Below are 16395 nucleotides of genomic sequence, written 5' to 3'. Positions count from 1 at the left end.
GTGCTTCCCGGTTCCGGAATCCAAAATCAGCAAAATCAGAGGGTGTGCCCGGCGCCATGCCAGCGGCGCTCATAGCGGGCGCCCAGCGAGGTGAGCAGCTCGTAACCGATCGTTCCGGCGGCCGCGGCCAGGGTGTCCACGCCATCCGCATCGCCGCCGATCACATCGATAAAGGCGCCCTCGCGCAGGGCATCGGGCGGCAGGGCGCTCACGTCCACGGTGATCATGTCCATGGAGACGGCCCCGACCATGGGCAGCTTCACACCCGAGAACCCCGCATGGGCCTTGCCGGCGAGCGCCCGGAAGAAGCCGTCCGCATAGCCGACCGAGACGGTGGCGACGCGCCGGGGCACGGGCGTCACATAGCGCCCGCCATAGCCCACCGCCGTGCCCTCCGGCAGCTCGGCCACGCGCAGGACCCGGCCGGAAACGCGCACCACGGGTGCCATGGGATTGGGCGCGCCGGTGCGCGGCGCGATGCCGTAGAGGGCCGCGCCGGGTCGCAGCAGGTCGAAATGATAGGGCGCGCCCAGGAACACGCCGGAAGAGTTCGCGAACGAAGCCTTCGCCGCCGGCAGACGGGCCCGCAGCCGCTCGAAGGCGAGGCGCTGGCGCTCGTTGGACGGATTGTCAGGCTCTTCCGCCGAGGCCAGATGGCTGATGACCAGCCGCAGATCCAGCCCCTTCAGCCGCTCGGGCTCGGCGGCAATGCGCTCCACCTCCGCTTCCGACAGGCCGAGCCGGGCCATTCCCGTATCCACATGCAGCGCCGCCGGCAGGGCCCGGCCGCAGGCGCGGGCCTCCGCCGACCAAGCCGCGATCTGGCCCAGGGTGGACAGGACCGGCGTGAGCCCATGGGCGCGCATGTCCGCCTCCATGCCCAGCACCAGACCGTGCAGCACGAGGATATCGGCCGCCGGGACCGCCGCGCGCAAAGCGATCCCCTCTTCCGGGTGGGCGACGAAGAAGGTCCGGCAGCCGGCCCGCGCCAGGGCCGATGCGACAGGACCAGAGCCGAGCCCATAGGCATCCGCCTTCACCACAGCGGCGGCGGGCACGCCTGCGGCCACCGCCATGAGGTGCCGCCAGTTGCCGACGATGGCATCGAGATCCACATGGACCACGGCGCCGGCTCGCGTCGGCGCGGCAAGGCTTTCATCCCCGCCTGCGACGAGACGGGGAGCGGGTTCGGCAGAGGTTTTCGGAAGCGGCCTGGACATTGCGGGGCACCTGCTGGACGGGCTTCCCCTTCCTCCGCATCATCCGTGCCAAGACGCTTTTCCTGCAAAATCAAGGCATTGATACCAGGACCACAGCCCTGCACGTCCGGAAATCCGTACACCCACGCTCAAGGGTGGAGAGTTTCCGCTTATTCCTCAATGGCCTGCCGCAACTGTCCGGAAACCCGTCCGACGTACGGATTTCCTTACGATCGCGTCAGCCCATAGCGCCGCAGACGATCGGCGATGGTGGTGTGCGAGGTGGCGAGGCGCGCCGCCAGTTTGCGGCTGGATGGGAATTGCGGATAAAGGCGCGCCAGCAGGGCCTTCTCAAAGCGCTCTATGGCACTGTCCCAGCTCATGATTTCCTCTTCCGCCAGGACCCGCGCCGTGGCTGCGTCGCGGTCGGCGAGGATCAGGTCGGCGGGCTCCAGCACCGGCTGATCAGACATGGTGACCGCCCGGAAGATCACGTTCTCCAGCTGGCGGACATTGCCCGGCCAGGGCTGGCGCTGCAGTGCCGCTTCCGCCTCGGGCGAGAGCTGCGGTGCCGCCCGGCGCGACTGCACTGCGGCGCGGGCCACGAAATGGCGGGCAAGGCGGACCACGTCCTCGCCCCGCTCCCGCAAAGGCGGGACATCAAGCGTGAGCACGTTCAGCCGGTAATAGAGATCCTCGCGGAAGGTGCCGGCCGCGACCATGGCGGCCAGGTCGCGGTGGGTGGCAGAGATGATGCGCACATCCACCCGGCTCTCGCGTTCCGCCCCCACCCGCCGGAACGAGCCGTCATTGAGAAAACGCAGCAGCTTGGATTGCAGATAGGGGGACATTTCCCCCACCTCGTCCAGAAACACCGTTCCCGCGTCCGCGAGCTCCATGAGCCCCGGCTTGCCGCCCCTCTCGGCACCGGAAAAGGCGCCGGAGGCGTAGCCGAACAGCTCGCTTTCGGCGAGATTTTCCGGCACCGCCGCGCAGTTGAGCGCCAGGAAGGGCGCCTCGCGCCGGCGGCTGGCCTGGTGGCAGGCCTGGGCCACCAGCTCCTTGCCGGTGCCCGTCTCGCCAAGAATGAGGATGGGGGCATCCACCTCCGCCACACGCGCCGCCCGCTTCCTCAGCGACTGGATGGCGGATGAGCTGCCCAAGATGGCGTCGAAGCCCCGCTCCGGCTGGGTCTGGAGCCCGCGCATGCGGGCCCCCAGCCGGTGGGGCGAAAGCAGGGTCACCACGCCACCCGCCAAAAGCCCCCCATCGAAGACCGGCACCACGTCGAGCTGAAACGGCACCCCGCCGAACGACACCTCCCGAGGGGCGGAGCGAAAGCCCGAGCGCACCAGATCCGCGAGCAACCCGCCATCAGCCAGGAGATCCCCCAGGCCCTGCCCGCAGATCTCCTCCACCCGTCGGCGCGAAACCGCAGCCGTGGCCGCGTTGGCGATGAGCACCGTGCCCTGCGCATCCACCAGCAGCACCGGATCCGGCATGCCGGCCAGCAGCGCTTCCAGATGCAGCCGATCCCGCGTGACGGGCAGGATGTCCACCCGCCGCGCGGCGGTCACCCCATCCACACACAGCAGGGCGTCGCACAGATCGACCCAGGCCGCTTCCGAGAGATCCGGCGCATCAATGAAGACGTGGGGCGGGGCCACCTCCACCGCCGTCACATTGAGGCGGCGGGTGGCGAGCGCCGCGAGGATTTCGTGTGCGATGCCGACCCGATCGCAAAAGGCCACGTCAATGCGCATGACAATCCGAGTTCGGCCGAGAATTTGACGGCGAGTGGTGCGGCCGGCCGGGGGCGCCGATCCCACAGGGTTAGCCGTCCCCAGAGCGCGCGGCAAGCCGGGGCGGTACGGCCACCAAAGGCCCACCGCGCTGGCCGGAGACGCCGCGCCGCCGGAGCACCGCATACGTCTGCGGCACATGCCGCGAACCGCCCCGGGAGCCGAGCCTCCGTCAGCCCTTCTGGCGCAGCCGCGCCAGGGGCGCATGGGGCGCATGGGCGGGCATGATGGCGGCGAGGCGCCGGAGCCCCGGCTCGATCCGATTCGTGGCGATGGAGGTGAAGCCCAGCCGGAAGAAGCGCCGCGCCTCCTCCGGGCGGTCGAAGAAAATGTCGCCGGGCTCGATGAGCACCCCATGGGCCTCGCGCGCGGTCTCGGCCAGGGCCCTCATGTCGGTGCCCTGCGGCGCCTCGATCCAGAAACTGGTGGCGCTGGCGTCGCGGCGCCATCGGCACTGGGGAAACAGCTCCGGCAAAAGCGAGCTGATGAGGTCCGCCCGCTCCTTCAGCACCTCCCCGCTCCGCCGCAGATGGTGGCGGTAGTGCCCAAGGGCGATGAACATGGCGAGGCTGCGCTGATTGTTGGAGGGCGGATGGCGCAGCATCAGGCGCCGTAGCACCCGCAATTCCGCCACCACCGGCGCCGCCGCGACGATGTAGCCGACCCGCAGCCCCGGCGCGAGCACCTTCGAGAAGCTGCCCACATAGATGACCCGCCCGGCCGTATCGAGGCTCTTCAGGCAAGGGATCGCCGGCCCGCCGTCGAAGGCCACATCGGCCTCGTAATCGTCCTCCACCAGGACGACATCGTGGCGCTCGGCCATGGCCAGCAGCTCCCGCCGCCGGGAAAGCGGCATCACCGCCGTGGTGGGGCATTGATGGCCCACGGTGACGAAGGCCACCTTGCGGCTCGCCAGCCGCGCATCCGGCACCACGCCGTGCATGTCCACGTCCAGGTTCACCACATCGTCGGTGGCGAGCCGGGCCATGTTGCGGATGTCCGTATAGCCGGGATTTTCCACCCCCACCGGGGTGTCGCGGCCCACCAGAAGCTGCACCAGCATGGACAGGGCCTGCTGCGAGCCGATGGTGACGATGATTTCGTCGGGACTGGCGATGATACCCCGCCGGGAAAGGATCTGCAGCCGCAATTGCTCGACGAGATCAGCGTCGTCCTCGTCGATGAGGTCGCCGGCCCAGCCGTTGATCTGCCGCACATGGGAGGCGGCCCGCACGCTCTCGCGCCAGTTATTGCTGGGAAACAGGGCCGGGTCGAACTGGCCGAACAGGAAGGGATAGGGATAGGAGAGCCAGTCCCGCGGCTTGGCGATCTGGGGCTGAGCCGAGGGGCGCACCGCGAAGCGCGCCGACCAGTCATCGCCGTCGGCCTTCGGCACCAGACGGGGCGTCCGGCTCGGCGCCGACAAGGCCACGAAAATGCCGCAGCGCTCGCGCGCCACCAGCACGCCTTCGTCCACCAGCTGCTGATAGGCGGCGTTCACCGTGTTGCGCGCGATACCCAGCAGGCTCGCGAGCTGGCGCGAGGACGGCAGGCGCACATCAGCGCCCAGAGTGTTGGTCTCCACCGCGTGCACGATGGAGCGCCGAAGCTGCACATGCAAAGGCACGCCGCTGCGGTCCGGCTCTCCAAAAATGCGCTTCCAGCGGAGTTCGTCTTCCACGTCGACCCCTGCTCTTCCAAGACGTTGACCATCTTGAAAAGCAAGTTCGATGCCACGAGCCACCTTAATACCTTCGCGTGGTATTCCAGGGGAGCGGGCCGCTGCACAGGGGGCGAGCAAGGCCGACCCGAAATCCGGCATTGCCTGCCTATTGTGCAGATCGCTGGAGCCGTGCCCCGCGACAGGCGAAGGGTCGTTCATGCCGACCGGGCCATTTCCCCGCTGGAGAAATCCGGGGCCTCGATCTCCCCGGCACGGTGGCAGGCGACGAAATGGCGGGGCGCCACGGGGCGCGGCAGCGGCGTTTCGGTCCGGCAGCGGTCCACCGCGAAGGCGCAGCGGCCGGCGAAGCGGCAGCCGGCGGGCGGATCGATGGGGCTCGGCGGCTCGCCCTTCACCAGATACCGGGCCTTCAAGCGCTCGCGCAGGGGCCCGGCCGGCACCGCGGCGGAGATGAGGGACCAGCTATAGGGATGTCGGGGCGCCGAAAAGAAGCTGGCGGTGGGGCCCTGCTCGATGATCTGCCCGAGATACATCACCGCGATCTCGTCGCACAGGTGCTGCACTACGCCCAGATCGTGGGAGATGAAGATATAGGCAATGCCCCGCTCCTGCTGCAGCCGCCGCAGCAGATTGAGGATCTGCGCCTGGATGGCCACGTCGAGGGCCGACACCGCCTCGTCACACACGATCAGCTCGGGCGCCGTGGCGAGCGCGCGTGCGATGCACAGCCGCTGGCGCTGGCCGCCCGAGAACTGGTGCGGATAGAGGAAGGCCGCTTCCGGCGGCAGGCCCACGGTGGGCAGCAGCTCGGCCACCCGATCGGCCGCCGCGCGGCGCGACAGGCCTTCCAGCAGGCGCAGCGGCTCGGCCACCAGTTCCCCGGCCTGACGGCGCGGGTCCAGCGAGGCGAACGGATCCTGGAACACCATCTGGATGCGCCGACGGGCCTCCCGCAGGCGGCCGCCGCGCATGGCGAGGAAATCCTCGTCCCGCAGCACCACCTGCCCGGAGGTGGCCGGCACCAGCCGCATCACCCCCTGCGCCGTGGTGGACTTGCCCGAGCCGGACTCCCCCACGATGCCAAGGCTGCGCCCCTCATGCACCACGAAGCTCACGCCATCCACGGCGTGGACCACCTTGCCGCCCGCAGCGGGGAAATGCACCGTCAGGTCATTGACCTGGAGAATGGGGCGCGGGCGCGCGTTCTCAACCGCCGTCATGCCACGGCCCTTTCTTCCGGATGCCAGCAGGAGACCTCATGGTCGGGCGAGATCGCCGCCAAAGGCGGCTGGTCCTGCGCCGAGCATTTGTCGGTGGCCCGCGCGCAGCGGGGCGCGAAGGCGCAGGAGGGGGGCCGCTGGCCCAGAGGCGGCACCAGCCCGGGGATTTCCTGCAGCGGCTCGGGCACGCCGGCCGCCGCCGCGCCCAGCCGCAGGTGGGGCGAGCAGGCCATCAGGCCGCGCGTATAGGGATGGCGCGGTGCCTCCATCACCTCCAGGGTCGGGCCATGTTCCACGCAGCGCCCCGCATAAAGCACCGCCACCGTATCGGTGATGTCCGCCACCGCCCCGAGGTCGTGGGTGATGAGGACGATGGCCGTGCCCATCTCCTCCTGCAACTCCTTCAGGAGATCGAACACCTGGGCCTGGACGGTCACGTCGAGGGCGGTGGTGGGCTCGTCGGCGATCAGCAGCTTGGGCCGGCACGCTAGCGCCATGGCGATCATCACCCGCTGGCGCATGCCACCGGACAGAGCGTGGGGATAGGCATGCAGGCGCTGCTCGGCGGCGGGGATCTGCACCGCCTTCAGCATGGCCAAAGCCCGCTCCATGGCGGCCTGCCGGCCGAGCCCCTGGTGCAGCCGCAGCGCCTCGCAGATCTGGTCACCCACCGTGAACACCGGATTGAGCGCCGTCATGGGCTCCTGGAAGATCATGGACATGGCATTGCCCCGCAGCGCCCGGAGGCGGGCGGGAGGAACCTTTGTGACGTCCTCCCCATCCAGGAGGATGGAGCCTTTCTCCAGGGCGAAGCCATCGGGCAGCAGGCCCATGATGGCCAGCGCCGTCATGCTCTTGCCGCAGCCGGATTCCCCCACCAGAGCTATGGTACGCCCCCGATCGAGCTCGAACGAGAGGCGTTCGAGCACGGGCACCGTGCCGGAGGCGCGCTTCAGCGAGACGGTGAGGTCGCGAACGGACAGAATCGGGATCATGCTCAGCGCTTCCTCAGGCGGGGGTTGATGGCGTCGTTGAAGGCATCACCCACCAGGCTGGTCCCGAGCACCGCGAGGAAGATGGCCGCGCCCGGGAACATCACCGTCCACCACGCATCGAGGGCATAGGCCCGGTTCTGGCCCAGCATGAGGCCCCAGCTCATGACATTGGGATCGCCCAGGCCCAGGAAGCTCAGCGCCCCCTCGAACAGGATCGCGGTGCCCACCGCCAGGGTGGCGGAAACCACGATGGGCGGCGCCGCATTGGGCAGGATCACCCGCCAGATGAGATAAGCGGGCGCCGCGCCCGAGGCCCGGGCCGCCTTCACGAATTCCAGCCCCCTGAGGCGCAGGAACTCGGCCCGAGCCAGCCGCGCCGTGGGCGGCCAGGAGACGATGCCGATGGCAATGGTGGTGACCACGAGATGCTGGCCGAAGAGCGTCACCAGAACCATCGCGAACAGCAATGTCGGCAAGGTCTGGAAGAATTCGGTGATCTTCATGAGCAGCGTATCCGCGGCGCCGCCGAAGAAGCCCGCGAGGGAGCCGAAGGCAACGCCGATCACCACCGTGATCAGGGCCGATGTGAAGCCCACCGCCAGGCTCGCCCGCCCGCCCTGGAGCAGGCCCGCCAGGATATCGCGCCCGAGATAGTCGGTGCCCAAAATGGGATCGTCGCCGGGCGGCTGGAACGGCATGCCCACGATGTCGAGGGAATCCACCCCGTAGAGCTGCGGCCCCGCCAACGCGGCGAACACCAGCACCACCAGGATGATGAGCCCCCCAAGGCCGATGGGATTGGACAGGAACAGGCGCAGCGCCGTGCCCGCCGGAGAGGCGACGCCTTGCGGCGCACCGGTCTGTGTGGTCGGCAGCGAGGCGCTCATGCGGCTCTCCCGGTGCGAATGCGGGGATCGATCAGGCGGTAGACCAGGTCGGTCACGAGGTTCACAAGGATCACGAGCAGCGCCGAGAAGAACAGGATGCCGAGCAGGGTCGGATAATCGCGCCGCAGGATGGAATCGAACACCAGGCGGCCCAGGCCCGGCCATGAAAACACCGTCTCCACCAGCACCGCGCCCGCGAACATCTGGCCGAACTGCATGCCCACCATGGTGACGAGGGGAATGAGCGCGTTGCGCAGCGCATGCTTGCCCACCACCACGCGCTCGGACAGGCCCTTGGCCCGCGCCGTGCGCACATAGTCGGCATGGAGCGCATCGATCATGCTCGCGCGCATCAGCCGGCTGTATTGGGCGATATAGACGATGGCGAGCGTCACCGTGGGCAGCACCATGTGGCGGGCCACGTCCAACGCGTGATCAAGGCCGGAATACTGGGCGGCGGGGTCCACCATGCCGGCCACCGGCAGGATGGGCCACACGGAGGAGAACAGCACCAGCAGCATCAGGCCGGTCCAGAACACCGGCGCGGCGTGGGCCGCCGTGGACACCACCGAAACGAAGCGGCTCAGCGCCCCATCCGGCTTGCGCGCCGCCAGCACCCCCATGCCGCCACCCACCACCACCGCCAGGACCAGCGCCGCGACCACCAAGAGCATCGTCGCCGGCAGGCGGTCCAGGATCAGCGTGGTGACCGGCTGGTTGAAGTAGAAGGAATAGCCGAGATCCCCATGGGCCACCTTCCCGAGATAGGTGAAAAGCTGCTCGGGAAGGCTCCGGTCAAGGCCGTATTGCGCGCGGATCTGGGCCAGAACTTCCGGCGAGGCGCCGCCCATCTCCCCGCCGATCACCTGCGCCGGGTCACCCGGCGCCGTCTGGATCAGCAGGAAGTTGAGGACGACGACCGCCAGCAGCAGACCGACGATGTTGACGATTTGCCGGGCGGCCCGCGCCCACAAGGCGGCGCCTCCCTTCATTTGGCAGCCCCGGACGACCAGGTGAGCTCGTCGAGCGGAGACAGCACGCCCCAGATGGAATCCGGCAGGCCGGTGAGGCGCGTGTCGTAGGCGGTCTCGTAGGGGGTCACGTTGATGAAGGTGATCGGCACCTCGTCCACCACGATCTTCTGGAACTCGCTGTAGAGCGCCTTGCGCTTGGCGGGGTCGGTCTCGATGGCCGCCGCCTCCAGCAGTTCGTCCACGCGGGGGTTGCTGTATTGCTGGGTGTTGGACCAGATCACGCCCTTGCGGATATTGCTGCCGAGATAGGTGCGCGCCACACCGATCACCGGGTCACCCCAGTTGAATACGGAGTCCATGGTCAGGTCGAAGTCGAAGTTCGACACACGCTGCGCCCAGGTCGCGAAGTCGGGCGCCGCGCGCACTTCCAGGGTCACGCCGATGCGCTTGAAGGCGGAGCGCAGGTATTCGGCGATGTTGCGCTGGTATTCGTTCTGATTGGGAATGTAGTCGATGGTCAGCGTTATGCGGCTTCCGTCGGCGCCCTTCTTCAGGCCCGCCTCGTCCAGCAGCAGCTCGGCCTTCTTCAGGTCCAGCTTGTACTGCTCCACATTGGGCTCGAACAGCGGGGAGCCGGACACGATGGGGCCGGTGGAGGGCTTGGCCGTGCCGCCCAGCAGCTTCTGGGTGATGAAATCGCGGTTCACGGCATAGGCCAGCGCCTTGCGCACGCGCACATCGTCCAGGGGCTTCTTCTTGGTGTTGAAGGCCAGCCAGTTCAGCGGGCCGATGCCCTCATAACCCTTGGCGGTCACCTCCACGCCGGGCGCCTTCTGAAGGCGCTTCACGTCCAGAACGCCGGTCAGGAACGGCAGCATGTTCACCTCGTGCCGCTCCGTGGCGATCACCAGGCTGTTCTTGTCCGGCAGGATGCGGAAGATGACGCGGTCGAGCTTCGGGCGGCCCGGCAGGAAGAACTTGTCGAACCGCTCCAGCTCGATGGTCTCGCCCTGCTTGTACGACACCAGCTTGAAGGGGCCCGAGCCCACCACGGCGAGGTTGGCCGGATGGGTGCGGATGTCCTGGCCGTCGCCATAGATGTGCTTCGGCAGGATCGGCATCAGCGCCGGAGACATGGCCAGGAGCAAGGCGGGATGCGGCCGCGACAGGTGGATCACCACCGTATAGGCGTCCGGCGTGTCCACGCTCTCCACCGGCGCCAGCATGGTCTTGAACGGGTGGTTGTTCTTGATGATGTCGATGGAGAAGGCGACATCCGCGGAGGTCAGCGGCTGGCCGTCGTGGAACACCGCGTTCTTCACCAGGTGCAGCGTCACCGTGCGCCCGTCCGGGGAAACATCCCACGTTTCAGCCAGATAGGGCTTGGGGGTCCACTTGTCGTCGAAGCGCAGCGGGCTGGCGAAGAGCTGGGTGGAGACCATGCCGGTGGCGAGGCCCGATTGCACGGCGCCGTTGAAGTGGCGCGGCACCTGGGTGGTGCCGATCACGAGGGGAGCGATGGTCTCGGCCCTGGCGGGCGCCCCGAGCGCGAGCAGGCACGAAAAGCCCGCGGCGATGAATGCGCGTTTGGTCAGTTGCATCGGGGATCGTCTCCGTAGGGGTTGCGGGACATGGCAGAAGAAAAGTCGGGCCCACCATCGGCGGCGGGCACCAGGGCATGGTCCAGAAGATCGGCCAAAGCCTCGCCCGCATGGGCGTCACTGGCCGCGATGCCCACCAGCTCAATCCCCCGCGCAGGGGATGAGGCAGGCGCGAGAGTCCACCGGCGCCCCACCATCTGGAGCACGCGGGTTTCGGCTGTCGCGCCCAGGCGCACCCACCCCTTCAGCCGCAGCACGGACGAAGGCGCGCGCTCCAGCACGCCGCGCAGGGCGCCGGCCTCGAACGCGCCGGGGCGGCGATAGATGAAGCGATCGAATGCCACCTCGTGATCGGCGGCGGACGTGGCGCGAAAGCGCGGGCGCTCTTCGCCGATAAGGCCGGGGGCAACGATGTCCGCCGGCATGCGGCCGCCCACCGTCTCCACCACCGGGTGCCCCGGCGCCAGCTCCGCGAGGAGCGCGCGCGCACGCGCCTTGGCTTCATCCCCCGCGAGGTCGCACTTGTTCAAAAGCAGGATATCCGCAGCGCGCACCTGCCGCGCCAAGGTATCGCCCAGGCGGGTATCCGCGATCTGGGCGGGGAAGGCTTCCGCGTCCACCACCACCACGATGGCACTCAGGCGCAGGTCCGGCTCGATGATGGCGATCTCGGCGATGGCCTCGGGGTCGCCGACGCCGCTCGCCTCGATGATGATGTGATCGAACGGCACCGGCTCCGCCAGAACCCGCGCCAGGGTGCCCAGGAAGCCGTCGCCGAGGCTGCAGCAGATGCAGCCATTGGTCAGGCGCAGGGTTTCCCCATCGTGGCTGGCGATCAAATCGCTGTCCACGTTGACCGCCCCGAAATCGTTGACCAGGACGGCATAGCGACCCGCGCCGCCGGCCAGCAGGCGGTTGACCAACGTGGTCTTGCCCGCCCCCAGGAAGCCGCCGATGACGGTGAGCGGCTGGCGCGGCCGCCCCAAACGGGTGGCGCCCTGCATCATGGCCGCGCCGCCGGGAAGACCTTGCCGCCCACCACGGTGGCGACAACGGAAATATCCCGCAGCTTTTCCGGAGCCACCGCGAAGGGATCCTCCGCCAGCACCGCGAAATCGGCATGCTTGCCGGGGGTGATGGAGCCCACCTCGCTGTCCATATGCAGCGTATGGGCGGCCCCGAGGGTGATCGCGTGCAGCGCCTCGCCGACGCTCAGCCGCTCATCGGGCCCGAGCACGGCGCCGGACGAGGAGATGCGGTTGACCGCGCACCAGGCCGCGAACAGGGGACCAAGGGGCGTCACCGGCGCATCCGAATGGATGGAGAATGGAATGCCCAGCCGCCCCGCGCTCTTGGCCGCATTCATGCGCGCCACCCGCTCGGGTCCCACGGTGAGGTCGCGGTGAATGTCGCCCCAATAATAGACGTGGTTGGCGAACAGGTTGAGGCACACGCCCAGCGCCTTGGCGCGCTCGAGCTGGGCGGGGCGGGCGAGCTGGCAATGCTGCAGCGTGTGCCGGTGATCCGCGCGCGGCGCGGCCTTCAGAGCCAGCTCGATGGCGTCGAGGGCGGCTTCCGTCGCCTCATCGCCATTGGTGTGGATGTGAAGCTGCACACCTGCCGCGTGATAGATGCCGACGATGCGCTTCAAATCATCGGGCGCCACATACCACATGCCGTTGGGCGCGCCATTGTGATAGCCGGGAGCGCCGAGGCGGGCGGTGAAGCCCTGGATCGACCCATCCACGATGATCTTCACGAGGCCGAAGCGCAGCCGCTCCGTATTGTGGGCGCGCAAGGCGGCGATGCGCGCCACCCCGTCCTCTGGCGCGCAGGAGGCGGAGGCAAGCGCCGGCACGATCCGCACCGGCAGATCCTCCGTGCAGGCGGCCCGATAGATCTCAATGGTACTGTCGGGCAGGTCATTATGCAGGTCGGCAATGGTGGTGATGCCCTGCACCTGGGCCGCCGCGCCGAAGCGGGCAACGTCCGCTGCCTCCAGCTCGCCCGCCCAGGAGGTCCAGCCCAAGGCGCGCAGCAGGCGCAGGCGAGCGGCGATGCCCTGGAGCTCGCCCGAGGGCTGGCCATCGGCGCCCTTCACCACACCGGCGATGGGCGTGTCGGCATCGAAGCCCGCCATTTCCAGCACACGGCTATTGGCCACGATGATGTGCAGGCTGGCATGAAACACCACCATCGGCCGCTCGGCGGACACCTTGTCGAGGTCCCGCCGCGTGAGGCGCGCGCCCTTGATGTGCAGCGGATCAAAGCCCCAGCCCACCAGGGTCTCGTCCGTGGGCGACGCCGCATGCGCTTGCGCGAGGCGCTCCACCACGCTGTCGATGGAGGAGAGGCCGGGAACCAGCTCGCCCGCGGGGTTGCGGCGATCGCCCGCGCCCACATAGGTGTGCTTCCAGAGGGTGCCTTCCATCACATGGGCATGGCCTTCCACGAAGCCGGGCAGGATCATGCAGTCGGCGAAGCGGCGATCCACCGGCTGGCCCGCGAAATCCTCCGCCGCGCCGACGGCAAGGATGCGCCCGTCGCGCACCGCCACATGAGTCGCGTCCGGATGGGTCGCGTCCGGACGGTCCGGGTCCATGGTGATGACGCGCCGGGCCTCGAAAACGGTCATTTCACTCACGTTGCGATCCCCTCATTCTTGGAAGGAGTATGAGGGCGGGCCCGTGAAACGACAGGGACCAGCCAGCCAGGAGCAATGGATCCAGAGCCGCGCCCGCGCAGCCGCGTCGATGGGTCCAGGATGATGGGTGCTGTCGGGCGCTCCGCGCGGTGCCGCGCGCAGCCTTCGGCCGCCGCCGGAGCCAGGACGCCATTGCCCCGCCCCTCCACCGATCGGCCTCGCGCGTGGAACCCGCAAGGGGCATGTGCCCCGCGCCCGTCCATGCGTGCCGGCAATCATATCAGGTCTTCCGGCTTGTCCAATGTCCCGCCCCGGAAGCCCCCCGCGCCGCTCATCTCTCGGCAATCGCACCGGCGCGGGGTAGAAGAAAGGCGCGGCACCGGCCGGCGGTGCCGCAGCCGGTTCAGGAGTGTGCTGCCCGTGTCGCCCGAAGGTCACATCCTCATCGTGGATGACGATGCGGAGATCCGCCGCCTCGCCGGCAAGTTCCTGCGCGAGAACGGGCTGAAGGTCTCCTCCGCCCAGGACGCCCGCGAGATGCGGGAGGTGATGGCGGCGGGCCCGGTGGATCTCATCATCCTGGATGTGATGCTGCCCGGCGTGAGCGGTCTGGACCTGTGCCGCGATATCCGGCGCAGCTCGCAGGTCCCCATCATCATGCTCACCGCCCGCGGCGGCGATGTGGACCGCATCGTGGGGCTGGAGCTCGGCGCCGACGACTATCTGGCGAAACCCTTCAACCCCCGGGAGCTGCTCGCCCGCATTCACGCAGTGTTGCGGCGGGCGCGGCCGGCGGGCGGAACGGCGACATCCGGCGGCGCCCGCCTCACCTTCCGCGGCTGGACGCTGGATACGCGCCGCCGGGAGCTGACCAATCCGGATGGGGCGGTGGTGGACCTTTCCACCGGTGAATACGACCTGCTCGTCACCTTCCTGGAACACCCCCAGCGGGTGCTGAACCGCGACCAGCTCATGGACGCCGCCAAGAACCGTACCGCCACGGGCTTCGACCGGGCCATCGACATCCAGGTGAGCCGGCTGCGCAAGAAGCTCGGGGCCCAGCTCGATGTCCATGGCGGCCCGGAAATGGTGAAGACCGTGCGCGGCGCCGGCTACCTGTTCGTGCCCGAGGTCGAGCGCAGCTGACGCGCGCCGTGGTGCCCTGGAGGGCGAAGCTCCGGAGCGGCGCGCTCGCCATGGCGGAGAAGCGCCAGCGACCGCCCGGCTTTGGCTAGGGCCATGCGTCCCGCTCACGAGTGGGCGCGCGGGCCGTTGCGCCTCCTGGTCCTTGAGAGCCGGCAACACTCCCCGCCGCAGGTCCCTTCGCCATCGGCCGAGGCGATACGCCGCCCGCGCCGCCAACCGTCGCGCGCCCGGTCAAATGGTTGCCCGCGAACCGCAGCCCGTATCATATGGCGCCCGGGTGATGACGATGGTGAGAGCCAGATGACGCCGCGCGAACAGACGACACAGCCGCAGGCCGGCCCGCAGCGCGCGGGTGCGCGCCCCGCCATTCCGCGCACCGTATGGGCGCTCGGCCTGGTGAGCATGTTCATGGATATCTCTTCGGAGATGATCCACGCGCTGCTGCCCCTGTTCCTCACGGGCACGCTGGGCGCGAGCATCGCCATGGTCGGGCTGATCGAGGGGGTCGGGGAATCCACGGCACAAATCGCAAAGGTGTTCTCCGGCTATCTCTCGGACCGGTTCGGGCGGCGCAAACCATTGATCCTGCTGGGTTACGGGCTCGGCGCGGCCTCCAAGCCCTTCTTCGCCCTGGCCGGCGCGCCGGGCATGGTCCTGGCGGCGCGGTTCGCCGATCGCGTTGGCAAGGGCATGAGGGGCGCACCGCGAGACGCCCTGGTGGCCGATGTCACGCCCGACGAAATCCGTGGTCGCGCCTATGGCCTGCGCCAGGCCCTCGACACGGTGGGCGCCTTCGCCGGGCCCCTTCTCGCCATCGTCCTCATGGCGCTGTTCTCGGATGATATGCGCGCGGTGTTCTGGGTCGCCCTCATCCCCGGCGCGCTGGCGGTGCTCTGCGTGGTGCTGGGCGTGGAGGACCGGGCCGTGGCGGCCGAGGCCGGCGCCCGCCCGCCTCCGGTGAGGATGGCCGATCTCAAACGCCTCGGCCGGCCGTTCTGGAGCGTGGTGGCCATTGGCGTGGTGTTCACCCTGGCCCGCTTCAGCGAGGCCTTCCTGGTGCTGAAGGCCCATGACGAGGGGCTGCCGCTGGCGCTCGCGCCCTTCGTCCTGGTGGCAATGAATGTGGTCTATTCCCTCGGCGCCTATCCGGCCGGCGCCTGGGCGGACCAGGCCCCGGCACAGCGCCTGCTGTTCAGCGGCCTTGCCGTGCTGGTGGCGGCGGATCTGGCTCTGGCCTTCGCGCCGGGCCTGCCGGGGGCATTCCTGGGCATCGTGCTATGGGGCGCCCACATGGCACTCACCCAAGGGCTGCTCGCCAAGCTCGTGGCTCAGCATGCCCCGGCGGAGCTGCGCGGCTCGGCCTTCGGCCTGTTCAACCTCGCCACCGGCGGCGCCACGCTGCTCGCCAGCCTTGCGGCCGGCCTGCTGTGGGAAAACCTGGGCGCCCAGGCGACATTCATCGGCGGCGCACTCCTCGCGGTGCTCGCCGCCCTGCTCCTCATCGCGCCCGGCACGGTGCGCCGAAAGGAAGGGGTGAAAGCGCGCTAGCGGCCGAGATACTTGATGAGGGCGGCGATGCCCAGCACCACCAGCATCAGGACCAGCAGGCCAAAAAGCCAAAACCCCCACATGCCGAAGCCCATAACGCCGTCGCCATACATCATCGCATGATCCTCCTCCGGCCGCCGCGTCCGATCGAAGCAAATCGGCATGGACATGAGCCCACGGCGCCGGGTTCCGCCTGGGGCTCGCCCTCCCCTCCCCGCTCAATCTAAACCCGGATCGACGCCTCGGGGCTGACAATCTCGCGCGCGGCCTCCCAGGCCCCGTTGTTCAGGCCTTGTCGCGAGGGTCGTCGGCGATGAGGGAGGGTTCGGCGGCTTCTTCCTGAGCCAGGGCTTCCAGCACCTCGCCCTTGGCCGCGCGGCCGCCGGCGATGAAGCCGATCACCACCAGCTGCAGGAAGTGGTAGATCATGATCGGCGTGATGATCAGCGACAGCTGCGGCGAGGTGCCGAACATCACCTTGGCAATGGGAAGCCCCGTCGCCAAAGACTTCTTCGAGCCGCAGAACAGCACCGCCGTCGTGTCCGCGTGGTTGAACCCCGCAAACCGGCAGAATAGCCCCAGCAGCCAGTACACCACCGCGAACAGCAGCCCCACACCCGCCACCATGCCGATCAGCAGCAGCGCGCTGTGCCCGCTCCACACCCCTTCCGCGACACTGTCGCAGAACGCGTTGT

At 68.8% G+C, this 16395-nt stretch carries 13 protein-coding genes; 2 read left to right on the top strand and 11 right to left on the bottom strand.

Annotation, left to right across the window (positions count from 1 at the left end; all coding sequences use genetic code 11):
* Positions 1 to 35: 35 nt before the first annotated feature.
* The 10 genes from alr to L0966_RS09640 all read right to left on the bottom strand — a co-directional run bounded on the left by alr (position 36) and on the right by L0966_RS09640 (position 12997).
* A complete protein-coding gene (gene alr / locus L0966_RS09685; protein ID WP_234051703.1) occupies positions 36 to 1220 on the bottom strand; it encodes an alanine racemase in 1185 nt (394 codons plus the stop codon).
* 206 nt (positions 1221 to 1426) lie between these two features.
* The gene (locus L0966_RS09680; protein ID WP_234051702.1) at positions 1427 to 2962 is read right to left on the bottom strand and encodes a sigma 54-interacting transcriptional regulator; all 1536 of its coding nucleotides are present in this window, start codon (positions 2960 to 2962) and stop codon (positions 1427 to 1429) included.
* A 211-nt stretch (positions 2963 to 3173) separates the two neighbouring features.
* The gene (locus L0966_RS09675; RefSeq protein WP_234051701.1) at positions 3174 to 4682 is read right to left on the bottom strand and encodes a PLP-dependent aminotransferase family protein; all 1509 of its coding nucleotides are present in this window, start codon (positions 4680 to 4682) and stop codon (positions 3174 to 3176) included.
* A 197-nt stretch (positions 4683 to 4879) separates the two neighbouring features.
* Entirely contained in the window at positions 4880 to 5905 is a 1026-nt protein-coding gene (locus L0966_RS09670) for an ABC transporter ATP-binding protein (RefSeq protein WP_234051700.1), read from the bottom strand.
* A complete protein-coding gene (locus L0966_RS09665) occupies positions 5902 to 6900 on the bottom strand; it encodes an ABC transporter ATP-binding protein (protein ID WP_234051699.1) in 999 nt (332 codons plus the stop codon). Before L0966_RS09665 ends, L0966_RS09670 begins: the two co-directional genes overlap by 4 nt.
* A 2-nt stretch (positions 6901 to 6902) precedes the next feature.
* A complete protein-coding gene (locus L0966_RS09660) occupies positions 6903 to 7787 on the bottom strand; it encodes an ABC transporter permease (protein ID WP_234051698.1) in 885 nt (294 codons plus the stop codon).
* A complete protein-coding gene (locus L0966_RS09655) occupies positions 7784 to 8779 on the bottom strand; it encodes an ABC transporter permease (RefSeq protein WP_234051697.1) in 996 nt (331 codons plus the stop codon). Before L0966_RS09655 ends, L0966_RS09660 begins: the two co-directional genes overlap by 4 nt.
* Positions 8776 to 10362, bottom strand: a complete 1587-nt coding sequence (locus L0966_RS09650) for an ABC transporter substrate-binding protein (RefSeq protein WP_234051696.1) — start codon at positions 10360 to 10362, stop codon at positions 8776 to 8778. The genes L0966_RS09655 and L0966_RS09650 overlap by 4 nt, the downstream gene beginning before the upstream one ends.
* Complete coding sequence (locus L0966_RS09645) at positions 10353 to 11369, bottom strand: GTP-binding protein (protein ID WP_234051695.1); 1017 nt, start codon at positions 11367 to 11369, stop codon at positions 10353 to 10355. The genes L0966_RS09650 and L0966_RS09645 overlap by 10 nt, the downstream gene beginning before the upstream one ends.
* Entirely contained in the window at positions 11366 to 12997 is a 1632-nt protein-coding gene (locus tag L0966_RS09640) for an amidohydrolase (protein ID WP_234051908.1), read from the bottom strand. Before L0966_RS09640 ends, L0966_RS09645 begins: the two co-directional genes overlap by 4 nt.
* A gap of 429 nt (positions 12998 to 13426) precedes the next feature.
* On the opposite strand from L0966_RS09640, the gene L0966_RS09635 reads away from it, so the two are divergent.
* Together L0966_RS09635 and L0966_RS09630 are read left to right on the top strand one after the other, a co-directional pair.
* Positions 13427 to 14152 (top strand): response regulator, encoded by a 726-nt coding sequence (locus tag L0966_RS09635; protein WP_234051694.1) that lies wholly within the window; start codon positions 13427 to 13429, stop codon positions 14150 to 14152.
* Between the two features lie 300 nt (positions 14153 to 14452).
* Positions 14453 to 15700, top strand: coding sequence for an MFS transporter (locus tag L0966_RS09630; RefSeq protein ID WP_234051693.1), 1248 nt, complete (start codon positions 14453 to 14455; stop codon positions 15698 to 15700).
* Between the two features lie 285 nt (positions 15701 to 15985).
* Here L0966_RS09630 and L0966_RS09625 read toward each other — a convergent pair.
* Positions 15986 to 16395, bottom strand: a 410-nt coding sequence (locus L0966_RS09625; protein WP_234051692.1) for a bile acid:sodium symporter, incomplete at its 5' end; no start/stop codon positions are given.

The organism is Xanthobacter sp. NM-59 (genome assembly GCF_021401125.1).
GTDB lineage: Bacteria > Pseudomonadota > Alphaproteobacteria > Rhizobiales > Xanthobacteraceae > Xanthobacter.
The sequence above is the reverse complement of the archived record's forward strand: the minus strand, read 5'-3'. Positions and strand labels throughout refer to the sequence as shown.